Source organism: Armatimonadota bacterium (genome assembly GCA_031432545.1).
In the GTDB taxonomy this organism is placed as follows: domain Bacteria; phylum Sysuimicrobiota; class Sysuimicrobiia; order Sysuimicrobiales; family Sysuimicrobiaceae; genus Caldifonticola; species Caldifonticola tengchongensis.
Window position 1 is genome coordinate 139,009 of the sequence record JAVKGX010000004.1, and the last position, 19,879, is coordinate 158,887.

Sequence of the window (19,879 nt, forward strand, 5' to 3'; positions counted from 1 at the left end):
GGCTGCTGTGGTCTTCGATTCCTGACCGCCCCCATTCCACGACGGCCCTATCGTACCGTCACCGGCGTCCCGACCGGCACGAGAGCGAGCCAGACCGGGCCCGCCAGCAACAGGCCCCGTCCTTGGGGGTCGCGAAACGCGGTCTGGGCGCGGAGGTCGGCTTTGCGCCACGTCGCTTCCGTGACGCGGCCTTCCGCGAACACCAGCGCCCGACCCGTGCCCACCAGATCGACCCGGGAGACGTCTACCCTGCCCTCACGCCAGCCGTGCCAGCGCACGAACTGGACGATGACCGCCCTCACACGGATCGGGGCACCGGTGAGAGCATCCCTGTGCTCCCGGCCGACGACGTGGCGAACGTAGGCGCCGTCTTGATATGCGAAGCGAACGCCGAATCCGGGTGGGTAGGCGATCTCCACCTCCGCCGCGTCCGGACCTTCTGGCTCCGCGTATGTCATGACTTCGGGCTGCGGGCGTGCCGGGGGCCGGTCGTAGCCGCCGCGGGCCATCGCCTCGCGCAGACGCGGCACCGAGCCGTAGAGGTTGTGGGGCATGTGACGGTCTCGCACCCGCCAGAACGGGCCGGCGGTCCAGAGCTCGTTGATCACCGCAAACCCATAGCGCCGGATGTCGCGAAACGCCTCGAGGCTGCCCCCCGAATGGGCCACGACCGCTCCCAGTTCTGCGCCCAGCTGCAAAAACGACGGCCGCACGCTGCGAACCGGACCGACCCGCGAGGGCGCCCCGTTGGAGAACACCGCCAGAAGACGTGGGATCTTCGCCTCGGTCGGCACCTCGTAGATCAGGCACGCCTGGGACAGCCCGCTCTGGGGCCGGGCGCGCGGGTCGTTGTCCACGACCACGGCCAGCAGCCGTCCGGCACCCTCCACCAGCGGGCAGGCGGTGGCGAGATCAGCGGACAGCGCATATCCTGGCAGGATCGAGGCCAGCAGTGCGCCCGGCGCCCTCAGCCGCAGCGGCGGCAGCGCGGAGACGTCGGGTCGGGCGGTGCACGACACCGCGAGCAGCGCGCTGGTCACGGCGGCCGCCGACCGTGCGAGGATGTCCGATCTGCGAGATCCGATTCCGGCCTCCCCGCCCGCCACCTACTCGGCCTCGATCAGACCGTACTGTCCGTCGCGGCGCCGGTAGACGACGTGGATGCGATCCGTCCCGGCATCGCGGTACACGAAGAAGCTGTGGTCGAGCAGTTCCATCTGCAGGATCGCTTCTTCCTCGGTCATGGGCTTCATCGGAAACCGCTTGCGCCGCACGATGCGGGGTCCGTTCTCGACGACATCGGCGGCCGCCAGGGCGCGCGCCGCCTCCGTCGCGCGCCGGCGCCGCTTGCGCTGTTCGTCCAGCCGGCGCTTTTCGATCAGCCGGCTGCGGTACTTTTCGATCTGTTTTTCCAGCTTCTCGACGACCTGGTCCACCGAGGCGTACATGTCCGGCGAGGCCTCCTCGCCGCGCAGGACGATTCCGTCGCCCCAGATGGTCACCTCCGCGATCTGCGCTCTGCCCAGGTCACGCTGCCGCTCCACTCGGAACACGACCTTCGCTTCCTGCAGGTGTTCGAAGTACCGCGTTAGCTTGCCCAGCTTGTGGGTCGCGTACTCGCGCAACCGATCGCTGACTTCGGTGTGCATGCCGGTGACATTGATGTTCATGGGAACCTCCGCCGAGCCGCGGGCGGCTGCGATTTCGTCCTCGACCGTTCGCACGCCCGGCTGCCCCTCACAGGATCTTGCTCAAGAACAGTTTCGTCCGGTCCAAAGAAGGCCGGGTGAACAGGTCGTCCGGGGGTGCCACTTCCAGGACCCGTCCCTGGTCCATGAAGACGACCCGGTGACCGACCTCGCGCGCGAATCCCATCTCGTGTGTCACCACCAGCATCGTCATCCCCTCGCGGGCCAGTCCCTTCATGACGTCCAGAACTTCCTTGATCATTTCCGGATCCAGGGCCGATGTCGGCTCGTCGAACATCATGATCTTGGGATTCATCGCCAGCGCCCGGGCGATCGCCACCCGCTGCTGCTGTCCGCCCGACAGCTGAGACGGGTAGGCTTGCGCCTTCTCGGGAATTCCGACCTTCTCCAACAGATGCCGGGCGATCCGTTCCGCCTCCTCCCGCGTCCGCCTGCGGACGACCCGCTGGGCAAGCGTGAGGTTGTCCAGCACCGTCAGGTGCCCGAAGAGGTTGAACTGCTGGAAGACCATGCCGACTTCCGCGCGAATCTGGTTGATGTTGCGGGGGTTGCGGCTCACCTCGATGCCATCGACGAGGATCCGCCCACGTTCGGGCAACTCCAGCCCGTTGATGCAGCGCAGCAACGTGCTCTTGCCCGACCCGCTGGGCCCGATGATGACCACCACCTCCCCGGAGGCGATGTCCAGGTGGATGTCGTGGAGTACGTGCAGCGGACCGAACCACTTGTGGACGCCCTCGATCCGCACGATCGCCCGGGCATCCGACGGCTGCGCCACCGCCATCGTCCGACCTCCTACCGGCCCCGCCCGGTGGCCCGCTCCAGCAGCCGCACCCCCGCTGAGCCCGCCAGCGTCATCATCAGGTACAGCAGCGCCACCATATTGTACGTCTCGAACGACCGGAAGGTCCTCGCCACGTTGAGGTTGCCCGAATACGTCAGCTCCGTCACGGAGATGACCGAGGCCAGTGAGGAGTCCTTCAGCAGCGCGACGAAGTCGTTGCCCAGCGGCGGTAGAATGATGCGGATAGCCTGGGGCAGGACCACGTAGCGCATCGCCTGACCGTTCGACATGCCCAACGACAGCGCCGCCTCCACCTGACCTCGGGGGATGGCCTCGATCCCGGCCCGATAAACCTCCGCGAGGTATGCGCCGTAGCCGATCCCCAATCCCAGCACTGCGCGCACCACGTTGTCGCGCCAGAACCGCATCTGGGTCGCGTCGGCCAGCCACGGCGTCAGCACGAACGCGATGTACAGCAGCAGCACCAGCAGCGGCACCCCGCGGACCACCTCGATGTACAGGATGGCCGGCGTGCGCAGCCACGGGCTCCCGGACACCCGCATCAGTCCGGCCACCAGACCGATGACCAACGCGAGCCCGTACGAAGCCACCGTCAGGTACAGGGTGACGACGATCCCCGAGCCCAGGAAGCGCAACGTCTGCAGGTAGATCTCAGAACCCGCGATGCGTGCGGCCACCAGGCCCCCCGAGATGGCCAGCACGAGCACCCACCACGGGAAACGGTGCAGAGGCAGGGGGAAGACGCGCCCCGTGCCCGGTGCAGCTGTGTGCGGCTGCGACATCGCGAACCCTCGAGCTTCAGTGCCCTGTCGTCGCCGGCCTGCGCACGTTGGCCGCGAGGCGCCCGGTCACCCGGACGGGCAGCCGCCCAAACGAAGGAGACCGGCGCGGGTCGGCCCCGCAGTTCCGGTCCCCTTCGGCCCCTGAGCCTACTGCGTCGGCTTCCACTCCACGAACCACTTCCGCTTCAGCTCGTCCAGCCTGCCGTTCTCGCGCAGGGTCCGCAGCGCCGCGTTGAACGCATCGACCAGTTCCGGGTTGCCCTTGCGGACCACGATGCCCAGCTGCTCGCTGGTCATCATCTCCCCCACGGTCTTCAGGCGGCCCGGGTTGGTCCCCATGTAACCCTGTCCGGCCACGCTGTCGATGATGACCGCGTCGACGTCGCGGTTCATCAACGCCTGTACGGCCAGGTCGAACGTGCGGTAGCGGCGGACGTCGCGGATCTTGCCCTCCTTCTGCATCTCTGTCGCCAGCTGGTCGTTGGTCGTGCCGATCTGGACGGCCACGACCTTGTCGGATAGGTCGTCCGCACCGCCGATACGGGTCTCGTCCTCCCGCACCATCACAACCTGTCCGATCTCGGTGTACGGCTCGGTGAAGTCCACCTTCTCCGCCCTCTGCTCTGTGATCGTGATGCCGGAGATCGCCACGTCGAAGTCGCCCTTTTCCACCCCGGCCAGGACGCCCTCCCACGCGACGCTCTGGATCTGCGGTCTGCAGTTGACGAGGTTGCAGATCTCGTTGATCAGGTCGATGTCGAACCCGATGAGGTTCTTCTCCGCGTCGAGCATCTCGAACGGCGGGTAGGTAGCGTCGGTGGCCACCCGGATCGTCCGGCCGCCGAGGTCCGGCAGCTGTCCTGCGGCCTGACCGGGCGCCGGTTGCTCTGCCGCGCGCGGCGCGCAGCCCGCCACCGCTACCGCAGCGGCGATACACAGAATCAGCCAACGCATGCCGAATCCCTCCCTCGTGCCAGGCGCGTTACGTCGCGCGGGCGCATGGACTGACTTCGGGCCGAGCCGAGTACAGTCCTGCCGGGGTCCCGCCGCGCACTCTACCGTCGGGCATCCGACCGCGTCAGCACCTCCGGGTTCACGGGGTTGGGCGGCCGCCTCCCGGTGAGGACGGCGACGCAGTTCTCCGCCGCCAGCTCGGCCATGCGGGCGCGGGTCGCATGGGTGGCGCTGGCGATGTGCGGCGCGAGCACGACGTTGTCCAGAGAGCACAGCGGAGAGTGTGGTGGCAGCGGCTCGGTCTCGAAGACATCCAGCCCCGCGGCGGCGATGCGCCTTTGGGACAGAGCCTCGTACAGCGCCTGCTCGTCGACGACGGGCCCGCGCGCGGTGTTCACGAGGATGGCGGTCGGTTTCATCAGTGCCAGGCGTTCGCGGCCGATCAGGTGGCGGGTCTGCGGGGTGAGCGGTGTGTGGAGGCTCACGAAGTCCGACTCGCGGAGCAGCTCGTCCAGCTGTCGGTATTCGATCCCCAGCTCAGCCTCCAGATCCCGTCGACGGGAACGGCTGTGGTACAGCACACGCATCCGGAACCCCGCCGCTCGACGGGCGACGGCGCTGCCGATCCGGCCCAGCCCCACGAGTCCGAGCGTCCGGCCGTGGACGTCGTGCCCGAGCAGCAGCGTCGGTTGCCAGGACGTCCACCGCCCCGACCGCACGTAGCGGTCGGCCTCCGGGACCCGTCGCGCGGCGGCCATCAGCAGCGCCCAGGCGAAGTCCGCGGTCGTCTCGGTGAGCACACCTGGCGTGTTCGTGACGACGATCCCGCGGCGCGTGGCGGCGGGCACGTCCACGTTGTCGTAGCCCACCGCCACGTTGCTCACGACGCGCAGCCGGGGGGCCCGCGCGAACACCTCCTCGTCCATGCGGTCGGTGAGCAGAGACACGATCCCGTGGGCCGCCTCGGCTTCGGCAAGCAGCACGTCTCGCGGTGGAGGCTCTTCCGGCCGCTCCCACATCCGCACTTCGCAGTGCTCGGCGAGGATCTCCAGCGCGCGCCCGGGAAGCGGGCGGCAGACGTACGCGATCGGTCTGTCCATCGGCTGCCTCGCGAACCGGTGTCGGGGTCCCGAACGTAGGAGGACAGGTGGAAGGTACGATGGGTGGTAGAGCGGCTCCTGCCGGAGGTCGATGATGCGAACCCTCACGGTCGGCCTGATTGCGCTGCTCTTGGCCGCGCCGGCCCTGTCCCAGGAACGCGCAGCCCCTACGCCTCCGCCCGAAGACGTCCCGATCGTCTCCGGGCAGCGCATCGGTCCCATCACGGTCAGCATGACACCGCAGCAAATGGTCCGGATCCTGGGCCAACCGGAACGCATCGACCGCTACCCGGAGCGTAACATCCTGTCGTACGACTGGAAGCCGTCCGGGTATCTCGTATCGTTCCGTCTGGACAACCAGAGAGTACGCGTCGTGGCGGTCTACGGAGCGATCCAGGGTTTCAAGACCGATCGCAACATCCGGCTCCTCATGCCCATCTCCCGCGCCGAGGCGGCCTATGGAAAGGGCCATGGGTACGTTCGGACCGACTGCCCGCAGGACAGGATCACCCTGATCCGCTACCACCGCCTCGGGCTGCAGTTCGCCGCCGCCCACGACCCCGGCAAGCCCATCCACGGCATCATCTTCAACATCGGAGTCTTTGACCCCGCAGCCCTGCCGGAGCAGAGGGTTCGGTGCGCAACGGACTGATGGGACGGTCGGCGCTCGCGTTCGTAGCGGCCGCCCTGCTGGCCTCCGGCGCGGCTGCGGCGCCCAACGACTCCCAGTCCACCCCTCTGCCTACGCTGCGCATCGTCCCGGGCCAGGGCATCGGCCCGTACTCGTTGCGGGCCGGCCTGGACGGCCTGGTCCGCACCATCGGCACCGAGGGGATGCACAGGACGATCGTGGACATGGCGGAAGCCACGCGGGAGTGTGACAGGCGGACGACCGGCCGCCTGATCCGGTTGGAGTGGCGGCAGCTGGGGCTGTGGCTGACCGCCGACGAGGCCTCGCGCGCGGTGCGCGTCCTAAGCGCCTATGGCACCGAACAGCGCTTCGTCACCGACCGAGGCGTCCGCCTGGGATCGTCCGCCGACGCTGTTGCGCGGCTGTACGGAGGCGACTTCGACCGCATATCGTGCCGAGTACCACGCGCCGACGCAACCGCGGTGATTTTCCGCTACACCACGCTGGGGATCCAGTTCACGGCAGCCTACGGCTCTGCGCTCGGCGGCGGCCGCTTGTTCGAGATCGGTGTCTTCGCTCCGGGCACGTTCTGAACGGGGGGTTTTATCGGAAGGCGTCGGTCACCGCGCGGCCGTCCCAATCTCCTGGGACCGGTATCCCCAGCAACCACAGTGCGGTCGCCGCGGTGTCGTAGATGCGGACCGCCTGGGAGATCGTGCCGCCTGCGCGAACGTGACTCCCGAAGACCAGCCACGGGATCGTGACCTCCTCCGGTCGGGCGCCGCCGTGCCTGCGGCCCAAACCCCCGTGGTCTGACGTCACGATGACGGTCAGCGGGATCCCCGAGCGGCTCGCCCCCTCCAGAAAGCCCGCCAGCGCCTCCAGGGACCTGCGAACGCTCTCGCGGTAGTTGTGGCTTTCCCAGCTCCACCGGTGCCCGGCGTCGTCGGGGTCGGCGACGTGGACGAACAGCAAGGCCGGTCGGTGTCCCAGTCGTTCGGCCGCCTGGCGGAGCACACCATCAGCTCGGTACCGTGGATAGGGAAGGTAACGAAACAACCGAACGGATCCCGGGCGCGCGAAGATCTCCAGCTTCAACTTCGCAACGATCATCTCCGCGCCCATTCCCGCACGCGTGGCGATCTCCATGACGGTCGGCACGCCGACGTATGCGTCTCCCTTCCGCCAGTTGTTGTGCCGCACCCCATGCCCTGCCACGTCCCAGCCAGTCAGCATCGAGGCGTGTGCCGGCAGGGTGCTGCTGGGGACCACCGTTCGCGCACGGAACGTTACCGCCCCCGCCGAGCGCAAAGCAGGTGGCAGGAGCGCTTCGGCGGCGTCGCCCCGCAACCCGTCAATGCTGATCACGACCACCGCGCGCAGCCGTTGAGGCGACTGAGCACCCGCGGATGCCGCCAGCACGAGGATGAGCAGCAGCACGCGCAAACACGTATTCTCCATTGCGCTCTGCCCGGGTTTGTCGGTAAAATATTGAACGTCAGCGAGAAGCGGATCCCGAAGGGCAAGCGCGGGGAGACCCGCACCGGTCAGTCGGGGAGCGCACTCGCTGACTTTGCTTGTTGCCTGCCCCTAATTCCTCTTGCGGCGTCGGATCCAGGTCCTGATCGCGTCCCGTGTGACCTCCCAGGCATGCCATGCGGCGTTGCGGGCGACGCTGTAGGTCGTCTCCTCGAGGACCGGGGGAATCTTGCGGGTGCGCAGGGCACCGCGGATGTCCAGCGGGAGTGCGGGCAGCACGTCCCGTTCGAAATCCATCCCGTCCAGGAAGCGCACGATCTCGTCGGGCGGGACGCAACCGCTGATTTCGGCCGGCAGCTGCTCCAATCGGTGCAGCAACTCCAGGTGCCTGTGATGCAACCGCTGCTCCAGGCGTTCCAGCGCCGCCACCGGGTCCGATTCAGCCGGTGGCTCCGCGTACCCCTCCAGGAAGTACGCAGGAGGCCGGTTGAGCACCTCGCACAGCCGCAAGAAAGTCTCGAACTTCGGGAAGGCCTTGCCGCGTTCCCAGTCCCCGACAGCCACGGCACTGCGCAGCGCGAGCAGCCGGCTGAGGTCGCGCTGCGACAGGCCGGCAGCTACACGCGCCTCATGCACGCGTAGCCCGAAGGTTCTCCGCACGTCCGTCAGGAGTCGACCCATCGCCCTTCCCTCCACGTAGATCCATTCTATCTCGGTCCCGGAGCACCCGTAGGAAATACTTTGTGCCGCCGCTAGAAATGACTCAGGCGTTGTGCGACCATTTGTTCGATACTCGAGCGAGGATTTGAGACGGCCCGTGGGGAACGTATCCCAAAGCGAGCGCCGACGGCGTTGCGTGTTTGAGGGCAGTTGGGAGGCCAGGATGCCGCGAACCGAAGACGAAGATGCGTTGGAGCGTACGCTCCGACGGCGGCTGTATCGCAAGGACTGCCCGCCCCCCGAGGTGCTGGGCGAGATGCGCTTGGGGCTGCTCTCTCCGGCCAGGTCCGACGCGTTGGAGCACCACCTCCGCGACTGTCCGCACTGCCGGGCGGAGCTGCAATCCCTCGACCGGCTGCTGCAAACCGAAGACCGGGAGCGATCCGGCCTGCGCCGCCTGCTCGGCCGACTCATACCCCCGTCCATGGTGGCGGAGCGGCCGGCGTTCGCGTTGAGGGGCGGCGGTCGCCTGACCGACGCGACGTACGAGGCCGGTGACTTCACGGTCATGCTGGCCATCCACGAAGATCCACAGGACCCACACGCTAGATCCATCCTGGGCATGCTCACTTCCGGATACGAGACCTCACTGGACGGGACCGCCTTCCTTGCCGGCGAGGCCGGCCACCTCGAAGCAGAGATCGACGAAGACGGCCAGTTCGCCTTCTCGGGGGTCGTGCCGGGGCGCTACGTGCTGGACCTGGAGGTCGGCTCGGTGCGCGTGGAACTCGAGCCGCTGGAGATTCGCTAAAGCGCCGACGATGGCACGGGACTTGCTCATTTTCGGTGCGGGCGGCAGCCGCGCCAGCGTTCAGGTTGACAGGATCGGTTGCCGTGGGTAGCGTAAAGACAACCGAATAGCAGGACCGTTCGAAGGGGCAAACCCGCAGCAATGCGGGGACGCAAAGCCTACGGGACCGCCGATCTGGCGGTCGGCCGGGTTGCCGAAGCGGTCAGATAGGCCCACTTCGACGTCGTCGCGGTGGGCTTTTTCATTGTAGCTGACCGTGTCATCCGGACCGGGACATCCCCCCCTGCGTTCCGGTCCGGGGACGCCGCCGTGCGGGCCGCGTAGGCCCGCACGGCGTATATCGCACTGCCGACCGGTGCGGGGGTACCCGTCGGTTGGGGGGGAAAACCGAGTCGCATCCGGTTCGAAGGGGCAAACCTGCAGCGATGCGGGGACGCAAAGCCGACGGGACCGCCCCCGAGGCGGTCGGCCGGGCTGCCGAACCACGCAGGTGCGCGCTTCGGACCCTGACAGGGGCGGGCGCTTGTGGTCTTCCGGCGCGCAAGCCCCTCGACAAAGGCAAACCCGCAGCGATGCGGGGACGCAAAGCCTACGGGACCGCCACCGAGGCGGTCGGCCGGGCTGCCGAAGGGGGGCGCTCCTTGGGGTACAGCGCCGAAAGAAAGAGAATCGCCGCGGTCGGCACTCTACTCACTGTGTTGGCTTTGGCCGCCGGCCGCTCTACCCAAGCGTCGGACCCCCCCGTCCGCGCGATCCGCTTCGATCCCGGATACTACTACAACACCGGTCTTTCGGCCGACGTGCTCGCCGCACGACTCGTGAATCACTGGGCGGATCACGGAGTAAACCTCGTGTACTTCTATGCCTACAGTTTCGCCTATGGCGCCCGTTATCCCACGCGCTACTTGTACAACGCGCAGGAAGACTTCGGGCGCCTGAACCTCCTGCAGCGGATCGTCTCAGAAGCGCACCGCCGGGGCATCAGGGTGATCGCATGGGTGTACGTGCTGCGGCACAAGGGCGCCTGGGAGGCACGCCCGAGTTGGCGCAGCCTGACCGCCGACGGCACGCCGTACCGCGAAGGGTTCGACCAATACTTCCTGTCGCCGCACCATCCCGAGGCCGTGACCTGGTGGCTCGGTTTTTTGGAGGATTTGCTCCGGGCCGTGCCGGATCTCGATGGAGTCGACCTGGCGGAACCTGTCGTCAACTGGTGGGGAGACACTGCCGACCACTCCCTAGCAGCAACATACGCGTTTCACCGCGTCCATCCGCGCGTGCGTGTCGGCGGGCAGGAGTGGCTTCTGTTCCGCGCGGATGCGCTCCGTGTCGTCCTGGAGCGGAGCACTGAGCTCGCGCGTCGGTACGGCAAGGAGGTCCACGTAACCACCGTAATGACGCCGGAGCCGAACGGCACCCTCATCTCATCCGACGCCCAACGGGACGCAACCGGATTCGATCTCGACGGCCTCCTATCCGGCAGGTTTCGCCCCGATGTCGTCAACGTGGAGCTGATCTTTCAACAGTGGGCCAGTCTGTATCGAAACCCCGGCGTGTTCACGCCCGAGTGGACGGCGCGTGCCGCAAGAGCTGCCGATCGAAAGGTGCGCGGCCGTGCACGTCTTGTGATACACGTAGAACTGTCGTCGTTCGGGACGGCGTCTCCCACCGTGCCGGATCTGTCACGTGTCCTCACATCCCTCCAACGTGCGGGATACAGCTCCGTTGACGTGTACGCGGGCCATCTGATCGACGCCATCGGAGGGTGGGAAGCTCTGCGATCCGCCCTGCTTTCTCGGATCGCGGCTCACGGCCGGTGACACGCTTCCGCTGGCAACCAAGCGCACCGGGGATCAGTATCTCTTGGTCTTTTCCCACACCGGCTCGCCGCCCGGTCGCACTGTCCTCTGTCTCCTTCGCAGAGTCGGAACCATGCTGCGCAGCGCAACGTAGAGCCAAAGTTGTGTATAGGTAAAATACATCAGCGCCACGAGCAGCAGGTTCGGCAGGCGGTCTTCCCCCTCGATGACCAGCGTGATCGCAAACTCAAGTACGAACATGGTGTACGCGAGAGCCCACAGGAGTCCAAACGGTCCCCACATAGAAAACCCGAGCCACCCCACCGCACCCCCGACAAACAGCACGTCGCTGAGAAGCACCGCGACCAAAAACAAGTAATACGTGGCGACCGACTGCAGGATCTCCAGCTTGACGGGAGAGTCCCACGGCTTCAACAGTTTGAAGATGCTCTTCCGGATGACGTAGTTGTTCCCGCGCATCCACCGCATACGCTGCCGGATCCACACCCCGAGTTCCTCCGGCTCCTGTTCCCAGCTCACCGCCGTCGGCACGAATCCAATCCGCCAGCCCGCCTCATAGACACGAATCGTCAACTCCAAGTCCTCCGTGAGGGCACGCGGATCCCAGCCACCGACACGGTCAAGTAGATGCCTCCAAATCACGAAGTTGGTGCCCGGAAGAACCGTCAGGCCAGCGAGCCAGTACCTCCCGGCCTGATTGATCCACTGGTACGCGATGAACTCGATGTTGGCCGAGCGCGTCATGAACGTCCGGCTACGGTTGAGGGTTCTGACCTTGCCGACGGCCGCACCCAGCTTCGACGAGTCGAGCAGCGCCGAGACCAGGTAACGCAGGGCGTAGCGATCCGGTCGGTTGTCTGCATCGTACACAGCAATCACATCGCCTGTTGCCGCTGCAAGGCCATGATTCAGAGCCACAGACTTCCCCCGGCCGCCCGCCGTTGCCGGTATGGACACCACAGTGAGTCTGTCGTGCTCGCGCTTCATTCCCTCCAGAATTTCCCCGGTCGCGTCCGTAGATCCGTCGTCGATCACGATGATCTCGACGCGTTCCCGCGGATAGTCCATCTCCGAGATTGCAGCGACCGTATCGGCAATCACCCGCTCCTCGTTACGGGCCGGAATCAATATCGACACGGTGGGCAAGTCGCGATGCACACGGAGAAGCTTTGGAAAGTAGTCTCTTGCGTGTCGGCTGTAGTGGTAACCGGCTACTGTCAGCACCAGGTAGTAGACGAGCAGCGCCCAGATCACAGCGACGCAGCTGTAGTAGACAATCAGAATCGCCGTACCGGTCACCGAAGGTCCCTCCCACGGAGCCTGCGCAGCTTAATGCGCAAGTACAGCGTCAGCAGCAGCATCGTCCCAACGGCAGCCAACAACGACAACATCACCCCCAGAATCGCGCCGGCACGGCCCACGGCGTCCATTTCCCGCCACCGCCTCGCGTTCACCTCCAAGACGTACTCGGCGTGCAGGAAAAGGGCGCGAACGCTCATGGGGTGAAAGTGGAGGACCTCCAGAATTAGCAGGCTGTCGGGACGCGTCCTCAACGCAACCTCGTACCGTTGGGTCTCGCGGATGCGACGCACGGACCGGGTCCGAACGCTTCCGGCACGGTCCACTTCGAGCTCACGAAGATACTGCCCCGCCTCGAAATGCAGCCGGACAGTACCCTCGGTCGAAACGATCGCCAGAGTATCGTCGACGACGCGGGCCGGCGCCAACTGTCGAAGCGACGTGAAAGCAAAGCCTTCGCGTTTTGCCGCCGCCACGATTTCCCCCAGGACCGCATCGGACGCTGTTGAGGGCACGTCGATGACCGCCAGCGCATCGCGCACCATTCTCAAAGCGCGGAATGTGTCGTGGCCGGATTGGGGCCACTCCCTGGCCAGGACATTCGGAGACAACACGGTATGGCCATGCACATCCTGCCACACCAGATAAGGAAACCGTTGCTGGACCGGCCGTCCGTGAGCGAATGCATACTGGCGAGACTCGACCATCAGAGAGAACGTGTTCCCGAACATCGTATAGTCGAAGGGGGATGCCAAACCCCCCGGTGTCATCCATGCGATGGGGAACAGGCCTACCCGCCGCAGTGCCGTAAGCCCGGCACTCAGTCGGTCCCGGATCAACTCCACGGAGTCGTCCTCCCGCGCTTGGCCTCTCAGAGCGTCCCAGAACTCGAAGTCGGTGCCCGTCCGGCCCCGGAACTGGTGGCTGTAGCCAGCCAATACGATGTCCGCGCCGGAGCGGGCCAACGCACGCAGGCCATCCACCACAGCCGGGCGATCTTCGAGTCGCACTTGGATTTCGAGAACGGGATCTACGAACGTAGGCGTGACCGCGACGACCATGCGTACGCCGCTACGATCGGAGAACGCAGCCAGGCGCCACAGGTCTGTTGGCTCCACCTGCGGGTGCACGTTGCTGACAACCAGGACCGCACGGCGGTCGGCCGCATGCGGGGTCCGCAGCACATCGTGCAGGAGATCCGCCACGATCCACTGCAGGGGCGTCGTCTCGGGCTCGACATAGAGGTATCCGGCCACATACCAGAAATTGTTTTTCCGGACGACGACGGGCGCGTGTTGCTGGCCCACCGATCCTTCGGCGACGACTTCCACCGTCATCTCGCGTTGCCGCACTCCCAAAATCGGAATCCGCGGTCGCACTACCGCTTCCACCCCGCGATAACGCACCGCGTCCATTGCGCTCACCGATACGGGAATCGGCTGATCGATGCCCAGGTCAGAATCCGTCACACGGAGGAGCTGCCACAGATTCGCTCCGACCCAGAGGACTGACCCTGTGTAACGATCGAGGTCCGCCAGCAATCGCGGCGGCAGCGGCGCATCCCACTGGGTTCCTTGGTAGATGACGGCATCGAACTTGTGAACGTCTCCCGCTCGATAGTCCGACACCGTCTGCGTCTCGACCAGGACACGGAAGTGGCCGAGGAGGTTCACGAGCAACTTGGTGGCCAGCCGCGGGGCCGTTGATGCGTCACGATCCTCGTCCTCAAGCACAAGAACCGTCTGTGCCGGCCGGCGCCGATCCGGTACCTGGGGTGCCTCACCTCGAAAGGCTCGAAGCAGCCAGGGCCACGCATTCTTATCGTCGGCCAGTTTGCTTCCGTACACGTCGAACTCCCTCGCCCCCGCCAACCAGGCGGCCCGCATCGCCAAGTACGTCTCCTCGGGGGTAACGCGGCGCTGGCCGAAGTCGGTGAGTTCAACGTGCACAATCGTCCTGACACGGCCACCGATCCTGCGTAGGATTTCCGACGTCGCGTATCCTGTCCACCCAGGCGTGAAGGTCACGTAGTCATACACATTCCCCCACTGCTGCCAGATGATCTCGACCTTGATGGCATCCGGATTATTGGGGGGCGCCAGGATTGCTTCCAAGTCGAATCCCGTCTGAGCTGCCTGCTCCTCGCTGGTCAACAAACGTCCATCCCCCCATGCAGATACCACGCTCGTCACGTGAATCTCTCGCCCGTGCTCCCGCACGAGCCGTACGGTGGTTCTCACGAACTCCGTCAACTGCTCCGCCCGCCAGCGGATCCAAATACGTCCTCCAAGCGCGGCACCTGGGTGCGCTGCTCTGAACGCGCGTACCGCCTCCGGGTGATAATCGGCCTCTGTGCCCCACCAGTTGATCACCGGCTCTCGCAGCTCGATTCCGTCGAGATCGGGATAGTTCACCAACACCTCTCGCAGCAGGCCCAACCACCAGCTGACCACCTCAGGGTGGGACACCGACAAAAAGTACTGGACATCGACACCACGTGGGTTGAAGTCCCTCCCGTCCCTTCTCTTGGCCCTCCAGTCGGGCCGTGCCAGCCAGGCGCCGCGGTGCGTGTGGCTGTAAAAGGCCGCGAAGACACGGATTCTGCGAGCGTGCGCTTCCTGGATCAACAAGCGGAGGAAGTCAGCCCGTCCAAGCGTGTCCATCGTGTTGTGGATGTAGGTGGTTCGGTAGTAGGCGCCGTACGCGACGTTGTAGGCGTTCACGTAGACCACATTGACTCCGTGGGCAGCCCACAAGGCAGCGAGCCGTGCCGCTAGGTGTTCTGGCGATACCCGTAGGGGGTAGTAGTCGGCGGGGTCGACGACGATCGCACGAATAGGATCGGACGCTAAAGCTGTCGTTCCAAACGCCGGCAACGACGCCGTCATGACGACGAGCAGCACGGCGAAGGAAACGTACCTATTCGAGGGCACGGGCATCCGTGCTGGTAAGCATCAGGCCGCGGCCAGACAGTTCGGCGCGTCGGAGCGTCGCCTTCACCGCCTCCAGCAAAGCCTCAGCCGACTCGCCGTCCTGAGGGTACGAGACGACGGCACCTGAAAGGGTGAAGCGGACCTCCTGTCCATTGGGAGCCAAAATCGGTGGGCGGCTCGACGACGACAACAGCCTTCGCAAGGCGACAGCCGCACGCGCTGCGTCCGTCTCCGGCAAGAGAAGGAGGAAGCGCCCCGGTTCGTCCTCCGCCAGGTGGTCGAAGCGACGCACCTGGCTGAGCATCTGACGTGCGATCTGCGTAACTGCTTCGGCGGCAGCTTTGGGACCGTGGGCCGCCTCGATCTCTCGAAGATTGTCGATCTGCATTGCGACGAGTGTCAAAGGACGACCGTACCGCTGCGCGCGTGCAACCTCCTCGACGAGACTGAGTCTCATTCGGCTGCTCGTGTACAGCCCCGTTGTCGGATCGATGGCGGACAGGGCGGCCAGACTCTGGGAGGCGTGTTCCAGTCGCTCTTGAATCTGGGCGCGGGTGCGGGCCGTCGCCTGTGAGATCCACGTGGCAGCCGCGAGCATAGCGAGCCACAAGGCGCCCAAGCCCCGCCACGCCTCCTGGGCAACCCGCCAGGGCACGACCAGGCTTGTGCCAACGACCAGAACAACCGCGAGGGCAACCAGAAGTGCCACCGGGCGGTCGAAGTGCAGCCCAGCGCCGAGAACAACGGCAATACCCAGCGGCCCGGCCACGTGCCACGGCTGGGCGGTGTGTGTTGCCAAAAGCGCCGTCAATACAACTATCACGATGTGCCCCCACAGAACTGCGGTCAGAGATGGTACGCGGTCGACCCCGCTGGACTTCACAGCGTTCCGCCTGTCCTCCCACATGTCGAATCCCCCGCGTTGCGTCAACGGGCTGCGTCCTTATGCACCTGGATGACCGCGCCGTGATAGTAGTGCCCTAGGATCTGGCGGTAGGAGTAACCAGCGCGCGCCAGGCCCCATGCCCCATGCTGCGATAGGCCAACGCCGTGTCCGAGACCGAACCCCTCGACCCAAATGCCATCGCTCGTCGGCCGGACTTCGGCTCGTGCGCCGGGTAGACCCAGCGCAGTGCGAATCGGATCGGCCCCGTCAATCCGTAACCTGCCCTCCGAGTGCGCGACTTCCACCCTCATGAGTCTCTGCGATGCTCCGCCGCGCAGCGCTTGGATGCTGCGAACCTCGGTCACCAAGAACCCAGACTCACGCAACTTCTGCTCGATCTGCCGCCACGTTAGAAACCTGGACCACCGCCAGCTGTCTTCGTACCCTGGGAGTTCGAGAGCCGACCGGTCGTATGGCGAGGCGACCGCGCGGAGATAGGGAAACTGAGACCGAACCGAGCCCGGCCACACGACGTCGACCGTCTCCGTGTGTCCACCAGCGTTGGCGTCGTAAGCCGCGAACATCGGCCGGTCTGAATAGGTGAGCACCTCCCCGAAAGTTGCCTGCACGGCGTGCCTGGCGAGGGGGGTCTCACCGGCGACACCTCGGTACACCTGGTCGGAAACCGACACGTCGAAGCCGGCATGCTGCCAGCGGCGTTCCACCCGGGCGACGTAGAGTGCGAATGTGCGGCTGATCACCGCCTGCACCTTGAAGGCTTCGGGATGGGCAAACATTTCGTTGGCCACGACACCCGCCACGTAGTCCTCGATGCTAACCCGGTTGACGATTCTGAATCCCGAGCCTTCCGGCCAGACTTCCAGTGCGCCGCGCCATTGACTGCCATTGAGTTCCAGAAGCTTTCGGCGGTCGCGCGGGCGAATCGTCAGCGGCAGGTCGAGCGCCGCCTCCAGCCCATCGATACGAACGCGGGGTCTGATGCCTGCGGTGATCTCGAGACGCCCGACGGGGGACCGGCGGACTCCCCGAGCCTCGACTTCCGCCTCTCCGACGATCCGCACGGACGGTATGGCGTTGGTACCGTGCCACAGCGCCACCCGCAGCTCCACCGGGACGGTAGCCGCTTCCAACCCGACCGGGTACGAGCCTGCCAGGACCCACCCCGACGCTAGGGTCGCAGACAGAAGGGGGGACACGATCCATCGGTTAACCCGCTGCCATCCGCGCTGCCTGCACACTTCTACCCCCCAGCTCACCCGCTGACCCCACCGTCAAGACCCTGGTGAGCAAGAACCGTGCCTTGTTGATCTCTAGCCGACCTCCTCTGAGCAGCGAATCTGGAATCCATTCCGTATCGTCTGCACCACGGGCTTTCCGAGGATTGCCCATCCCCGGTCGTCCGGTGGGGTGGTCACGGCGGTGGGCCAGTAGAACCAGACGCTTCCCCGCCACCAAGATGCATGATCACAGAAGATATCGAATACCGACTGGGCTGCTGTGGCCTGTTCCCGGAGATCCTGCACGGGTCTGCCGGTGTCAGCCGGAACACGAGCTGCCGAGTTCCACGGTTCGATAGCCGCACCTTCGATGCTCCGATAGCCAACTTCAAGGAAGACGATCGGTTTCCCGAAGCGCCGGCTGATCGTTGCAAGTTGATATACGATGTCGTGCCCGTGCCGCGATGCGCGCCACCCCCTCCGCATCTCCGCCAGTGTCGCGCGAGGCTTGTTGACCAGGTCGAAGTAGGGTGCCAGTCCGATGACGTCCACATCCGCTAACCAATCCGAGGACAAAATGCGGTGCCAGTCCCTGAGATCCCACCAGGAGTTCAGTTTTACTGCTATCCATCCCCGGTAAACGGAGCGGATCTCCCGAATGATACGGCGCCAGGAGGAGGTCTCCTCTAGGAGGGAGGTGTACTCGTTGAAGATCGTCAGCAAGGAGACGTTCTCGTGCTGTGCCACCCGTGCGTATCCCTGCATCAGCCTCCCATAGGATCGAAACCACTGGGATCGATCTTCCGGCGCAACCAAGGCCGCCCAAGCGCGGCCCCCGTCGACCAACAAGTGGACGATCCAGGAGACTTCTCTACCCCCCTGCCTTGCTCGCCGAGTCAGACTCCGGATCGCGTCCAATTGCCTGTCACCGTCCGAGATGGTAGATGACGTCATGGATTCTTGGTCGAAGAAAAACCGAAATTGTACCCACTGCGTCTCCGGGACGTCCACGAGCAAACGACTCAGTGCTCGAAGTGCCTCGGGACTGTGGTAGGGGTTCGCGTCGGGGTATAGTTCGACACCCCGCACGTACATTGGCGTCGACCCGACCGACATTGTTGCCGTGGTGAGCACGAAACCGATCGCAACGGCGAACTGCACGCACCGACTCCGGGCCACTGATCCTTCTAACCCGGATCCCTCACCGCAAGCAACTCCTGGCGCTTGCAGCGAGCCATTCCCTGCCTTCAGATTCCAGGGCACGCTCGATCGCCCCCTCGGCTGACACCGCGCATGCGACTGGCACATCGCACTTACCCCCTAACATCACTAGGTCCGGAGAGGAAGTCTACCTCGGGGTCGCCATCTGACTCAACGGATTGACCGCCGCCAACGTTCCAACGAGGCGCAGACTGGCGGGATGCCCCGGCTTCACCATACCGACGCAGGCGGTCCATTCGCGTCCGAACGGGGAAGGACGATCCGCGAACCTGGCGACCAGCCAGCGGACTCAGCGTCCGGACCCGCCGCGACCCATCGTGTTGGCTACCCGGACGGGCTTCGGCAGTTTGCGAGAAGTCCCGGGCCTTGTTGGCTACGGCCCTGGCAAAGCGACACCCCCTCTGCCCACGATCCTCCCGGCGACGAGGGTCAAAGCAGCCCTGCCATCTGGCCCGAGCACGCACAGATCGGCCCGCATCCCGGCCTCGATCCTGCCTCGGTCTGACAGCCCGAGCAGCCGCGCGGGTGTGGCGGCTGCCATACGCACCGCGTCCCGCATCGGAATTCCCCACCGCACTGCGTTGGCGACCGCCGTGTCCATGCGGAGGGTGCTTCCGGCCAGCGTCCCGTCCGGGAGTCTCGGCTGGCCGTCGGCGGCTACAAAAATGGGTGCGCCGGCCAGGGTGTACTCACCAGGAGGCATCCCCGCGGCGGCGACGGCATCCGTGACCAGCGCGATCCGATCGGCGCCGAGCAGCCGGTAGGCGCACCGCGCGACCGCCGGATGCACGTGCACGCCGTCGGCGATCAGCCCGCACACGCAGGACGGATCGTCCAAGGCGGCTGCTACCAGGCCGGGATCCCTGTGGTGGAAGGTGCGCATCGCATTGAACAGGTGCGTCACCATACGAACGCCTTTCCCGAATGCATGCGCCGCCTGTTCGTACGTCGCGTCGCTGTGGCCGGCGGACACGACGACGTGTTCTTGCGTGAGCTGTACGATCAACTCATCGGCTCCTGGCAGCTCCGGCGCCAGCGTGACGAGCCTCAGATCGGGCGACGCTTGCGCGTACAGCGCGCGTACCTCAGGGTCGTCGGGAGTGCGCAGCCACCGAGCCTCGTGTGCACCGCGCCGGACGGCGTTCAACGCCGGTCCCTCGAAGTGCATCCCCAGCAGCTCGGCTCCGGCCGCATGCGCCCAGCGGAGGATGCCCACAGCCCGGCGAGCACGGTCGGGTGCACACGACACGAAAGTCGCCAGGAACCCCGTTGTCCCAGTAGATGCCAAGTAGACGGACAACCTCTCGACGTCGTCCTCGGAGCAGTCCAGCAGGTCCACGCCAGCCGCGCCGTTGACCTGGAGATCGATGAACCCAGGCACCAGAATCCCGTTCGGAAACTCCCAGTCCGAGGAGGGGGGCACGCCCGGACGAACGTCGTCGATCCTATCGCCGCGGATCTCGACGTAGCCGGGTTGCAGATCCTGATCCCCTGTGACCACACGACCCACGGAGAGGATCATGCGTGACCGTCACCGCAGAAGCCTGGATC

Annotated in this window: 18 protein-coding genes and 3 riboswitches; of the genes, 4 read left to right on the forward strand and 14 right to left on the reverse strand. The window is 65.6% G+C overall.

What is annotated here, in order from left to right; translation table 11 throughout:
* Positions 1–47: 47 nt before the first annotated feature.
* The 6 genes from QN163_06275 to gyaR form a co-directional block, all read right to left on the reverse strand.
* Positions 48–1,040, reverse strand: coding sequence for a DUF3048 domain-containing protein (locus QN163_06275; GenBank protein ID MDR5683612.1), 993 nt, complete (start codon positions 1,038–1,040; stop codon positions 48–50).
* Between the two features lie 66 nt (positions 1,041–1,106).
* Complete coding sequence (gene raiA / locus QN163_06280; GenBank protein MDR5683613.1) at positions 1,107–1,670, reverse strand: ribosome-associated translation inhibitor RaiA; 564 nt, start codon at positions 1,668–1,670, stop codon at positions 1,107–1,109.
* Positions 1,671–1,737: 67 nt separating this feature from the next.
* Positions 1,738–2,493, reverse strand: a complete 756-nt coding sequence (locus tag QN163_06285; GenBank protein MDR5683614.1) for an amino acid ABC transporter ATP-binding protein — start codon at positions 2,491–2,493, stop codon at positions 1,738–1,740.
* Positions 2,494–2,504: 11 nt separating this feature from the next.
* Entirely contained in the window at positions 2,505–3,296 is a 792-nt protein-coding gene (locus QN163_06290; GenBank protein MDR5683615.1) for an amino acid ABC transporter permease, read from the reverse strand.
* Between the two features lie 147 nt (positions 3,297–3,443).
* Entirely contained in the window at positions 3,444–4,250 is an 807-nt protein-coding gene (locus QN163_06295) for a basic amino acid ABC transporter substrate-binding protein (protein MDR5683616.1), read from the reverse strand.
* Between the two features lie 101 nt (positions 4,251–4,351).
* Positions 4,352–5,350, reverse strand: coding sequence for a glyoxylate reductase (gene gyaR / locus QN163_06300; GenBank protein MDR5683617.1), 999 nt, complete (start codon positions 5,348–5,350; stop codon positions 4,352–4,354).
* A 94-nt stretch (positions 5,351–5,444) separates the two neighbouring features.
* Between gyaR and QN163_06305 the strand changes: the two genes are divergently transcribed.
* Together QN163_06305 and QN163_06310 are read left to right on the forward strand one after the other, a co-directional pair.
* On the forward strand, positions 5,445–6,002 hold the full coding sequence (locus QN163_06305; protein ID MDR5683618.1) for a hypothetical protein: 558 nt from the start codon (positions 5,445–5,447) through the stop codon (positions 6,000–6,002).
* The gene (locus QN163_06310; GenBank protein MDR5683619.1) at positions 5,987–6,574 is read left to right on the forward strand and encodes a hypothetical protein; all 588 of its coding nucleotides are present in this window, start codon (positions 5,987–5,989) and stop codon (positions 6,572–6,574) included. Before QN163_06305 ends, QN163_06310 begins: the two co-directional genes overlap by 16 nt.
* A 10-nt stretch (positions 6,575–6,584) precedes the next feature.
* On the opposite strand, the gene QN163_06315 is transcribed toward QN163_06310, so the two are convergent.
* Both QN163_06315 and QN163_06320 read right to left on the reverse strand, forming a co-directional pair.
* Complete coding sequence (locus tag QN163_06315) at positions 6,585–7,421, reverse strand: alkaline phosphatase family protein (GenBank protein MDR5683620.1); 837 nt, start codon at positions 7,419–7,421, stop codon at positions 6,585–6,587.
* Between the two features lie 150 nt (positions 7,422–7,571).
* Positions 7,572–8,141 carry a helix-turn-helix transcriptional regulator gene (locus tag QN163_06320; protein ID MDR5683621.1) on the reverse strand — a complete coding sequence of 190 codons (570 nt, stop codon included), beginning with the start codon at positions 8,139–8,141 and terminating at the stop codon, positions 7,572–7,574.
* Positions 8,142–8,343: 202 nt separating this feature from the next.
* Between QN163_06320 and QN163_06325 the strand changes: the two genes are divergently transcribed.
* Positions 8,344–8,931, forward strand: a complete 588-nt coding sequence (locus tag QN163_06325) for a hypothetical protein (GenBank protein ID MDR5683622.1) — start codon at positions 8,344–8,346, stop codon at positions 8,929–8,931.
* Positions 8,932–9,047: 116 nt separating this feature from the next.
* Positions 9,048–9,129: riboswitch (cyclic di-GMP riboswitch) on the forward strand.
* Positions 9,130–9,331: 202 nt separating this feature from the next.
* Positions 9,332–9,413, forward strand: a riboswitch (cyclic di-GMP riboswitch).
* 65 nt (positions 9,414–9,478) lie between these two features.
* Positions 9,479–9,560, forward strand: a riboswitch (cyclic di-GMP riboswitch).
* Between the two features lie 12 nt (positions 9,561–9,572).
* Positions 9,573–10,751: a hypothetical protein gene (locus QN163_06330; protein MDR5683623.1), complete on the forward strand. Its 1,179-nt coding sequence runs from the start codon at positions 9,573–9,575 to the stop codon at positions 10,749–10,751.
* 33 nt (positions 10,752–10,784) lie between these two features.
* On the opposite strand, the gene QN163_06335 is transcribed toward QN163_06330, so the two are convergent.
* The 6 genes from QN163_06335 to nagA form a co-directional block, all read right to left on the reverse strand.
* Positions 10,785–12,050 (reverse strand): glycosyltransferase, encoded by a 1,266-nt coding sequence (locus QN163_06335; GenBank protein ID MDR5683624.1) that lies wholly within the window; start codon positions 12,048–12,050, stop codon positions 10,785–10,787.
* Positions 12,047–14,983: a DUF2334 domain-containing protein gene (locus tag QN163_06340; protein MDR5683625.1), complete on the reverse strand. Its 2,937-nt coding sequence runs from the start codon at positions 14,981–14,983 to the stop codon at positions 12,047–12,049. The genes QN163_06335 and QN163_06340 overlap by 4 nt, the downstream gene beginning before the upstream one ends.
* On the reverse strand, positions 14,970–15,866 hold the full coding sequence (locus QN163_06345; protein MDR5683626.1) for a diguanylate cyclase: 897 nt from the start codon (positions 15,864–15,866) through the stop codon (positions 14,970–14,972). The genes QN163_06340 and QN163_06345 overlap by 14 nt, the downstream gene beginning before the upstream one ends.
* A 44-nt stretch (positions 15,867–15,910) precedes the next feature.
* On the reverse strand, positions 15,911–16,999 hold the full coding sequence (locus QN163_06350) for a SpoIID/LytB domain-containing protein (protein MDR5683627.1): 1,089 nt from the start codon (positions 16,997–16,999) through the stop codon (positions 15,911–15,913).
* A 201-nt stretch (positions 17,000–17,200) separates the two neighbouring features.
* A complete protein-coding gene (locus tag QN163_06355; protein ID MDR5683628.1) occupies positions 17,201–18,268 on the reverse strand; it encodes a hypothetical protein in 1,068 nt (355 codons plus the stop codon).
* 433 nt (positions 18,269–18,701) lie between these two features.
* A complete protein-coding gene (gene nagA, locus QN163_06360; protein MDR5683629.1) occupies positions 18,702–19,850 on the reverse strand; it encodes an N-acetylglucosamine-6-phosphate deacetylase in 1,149 nt (382 codons plus the stop codon).
* Positions 19,851–19,879 lie beyond the last annotated feature (29 nt).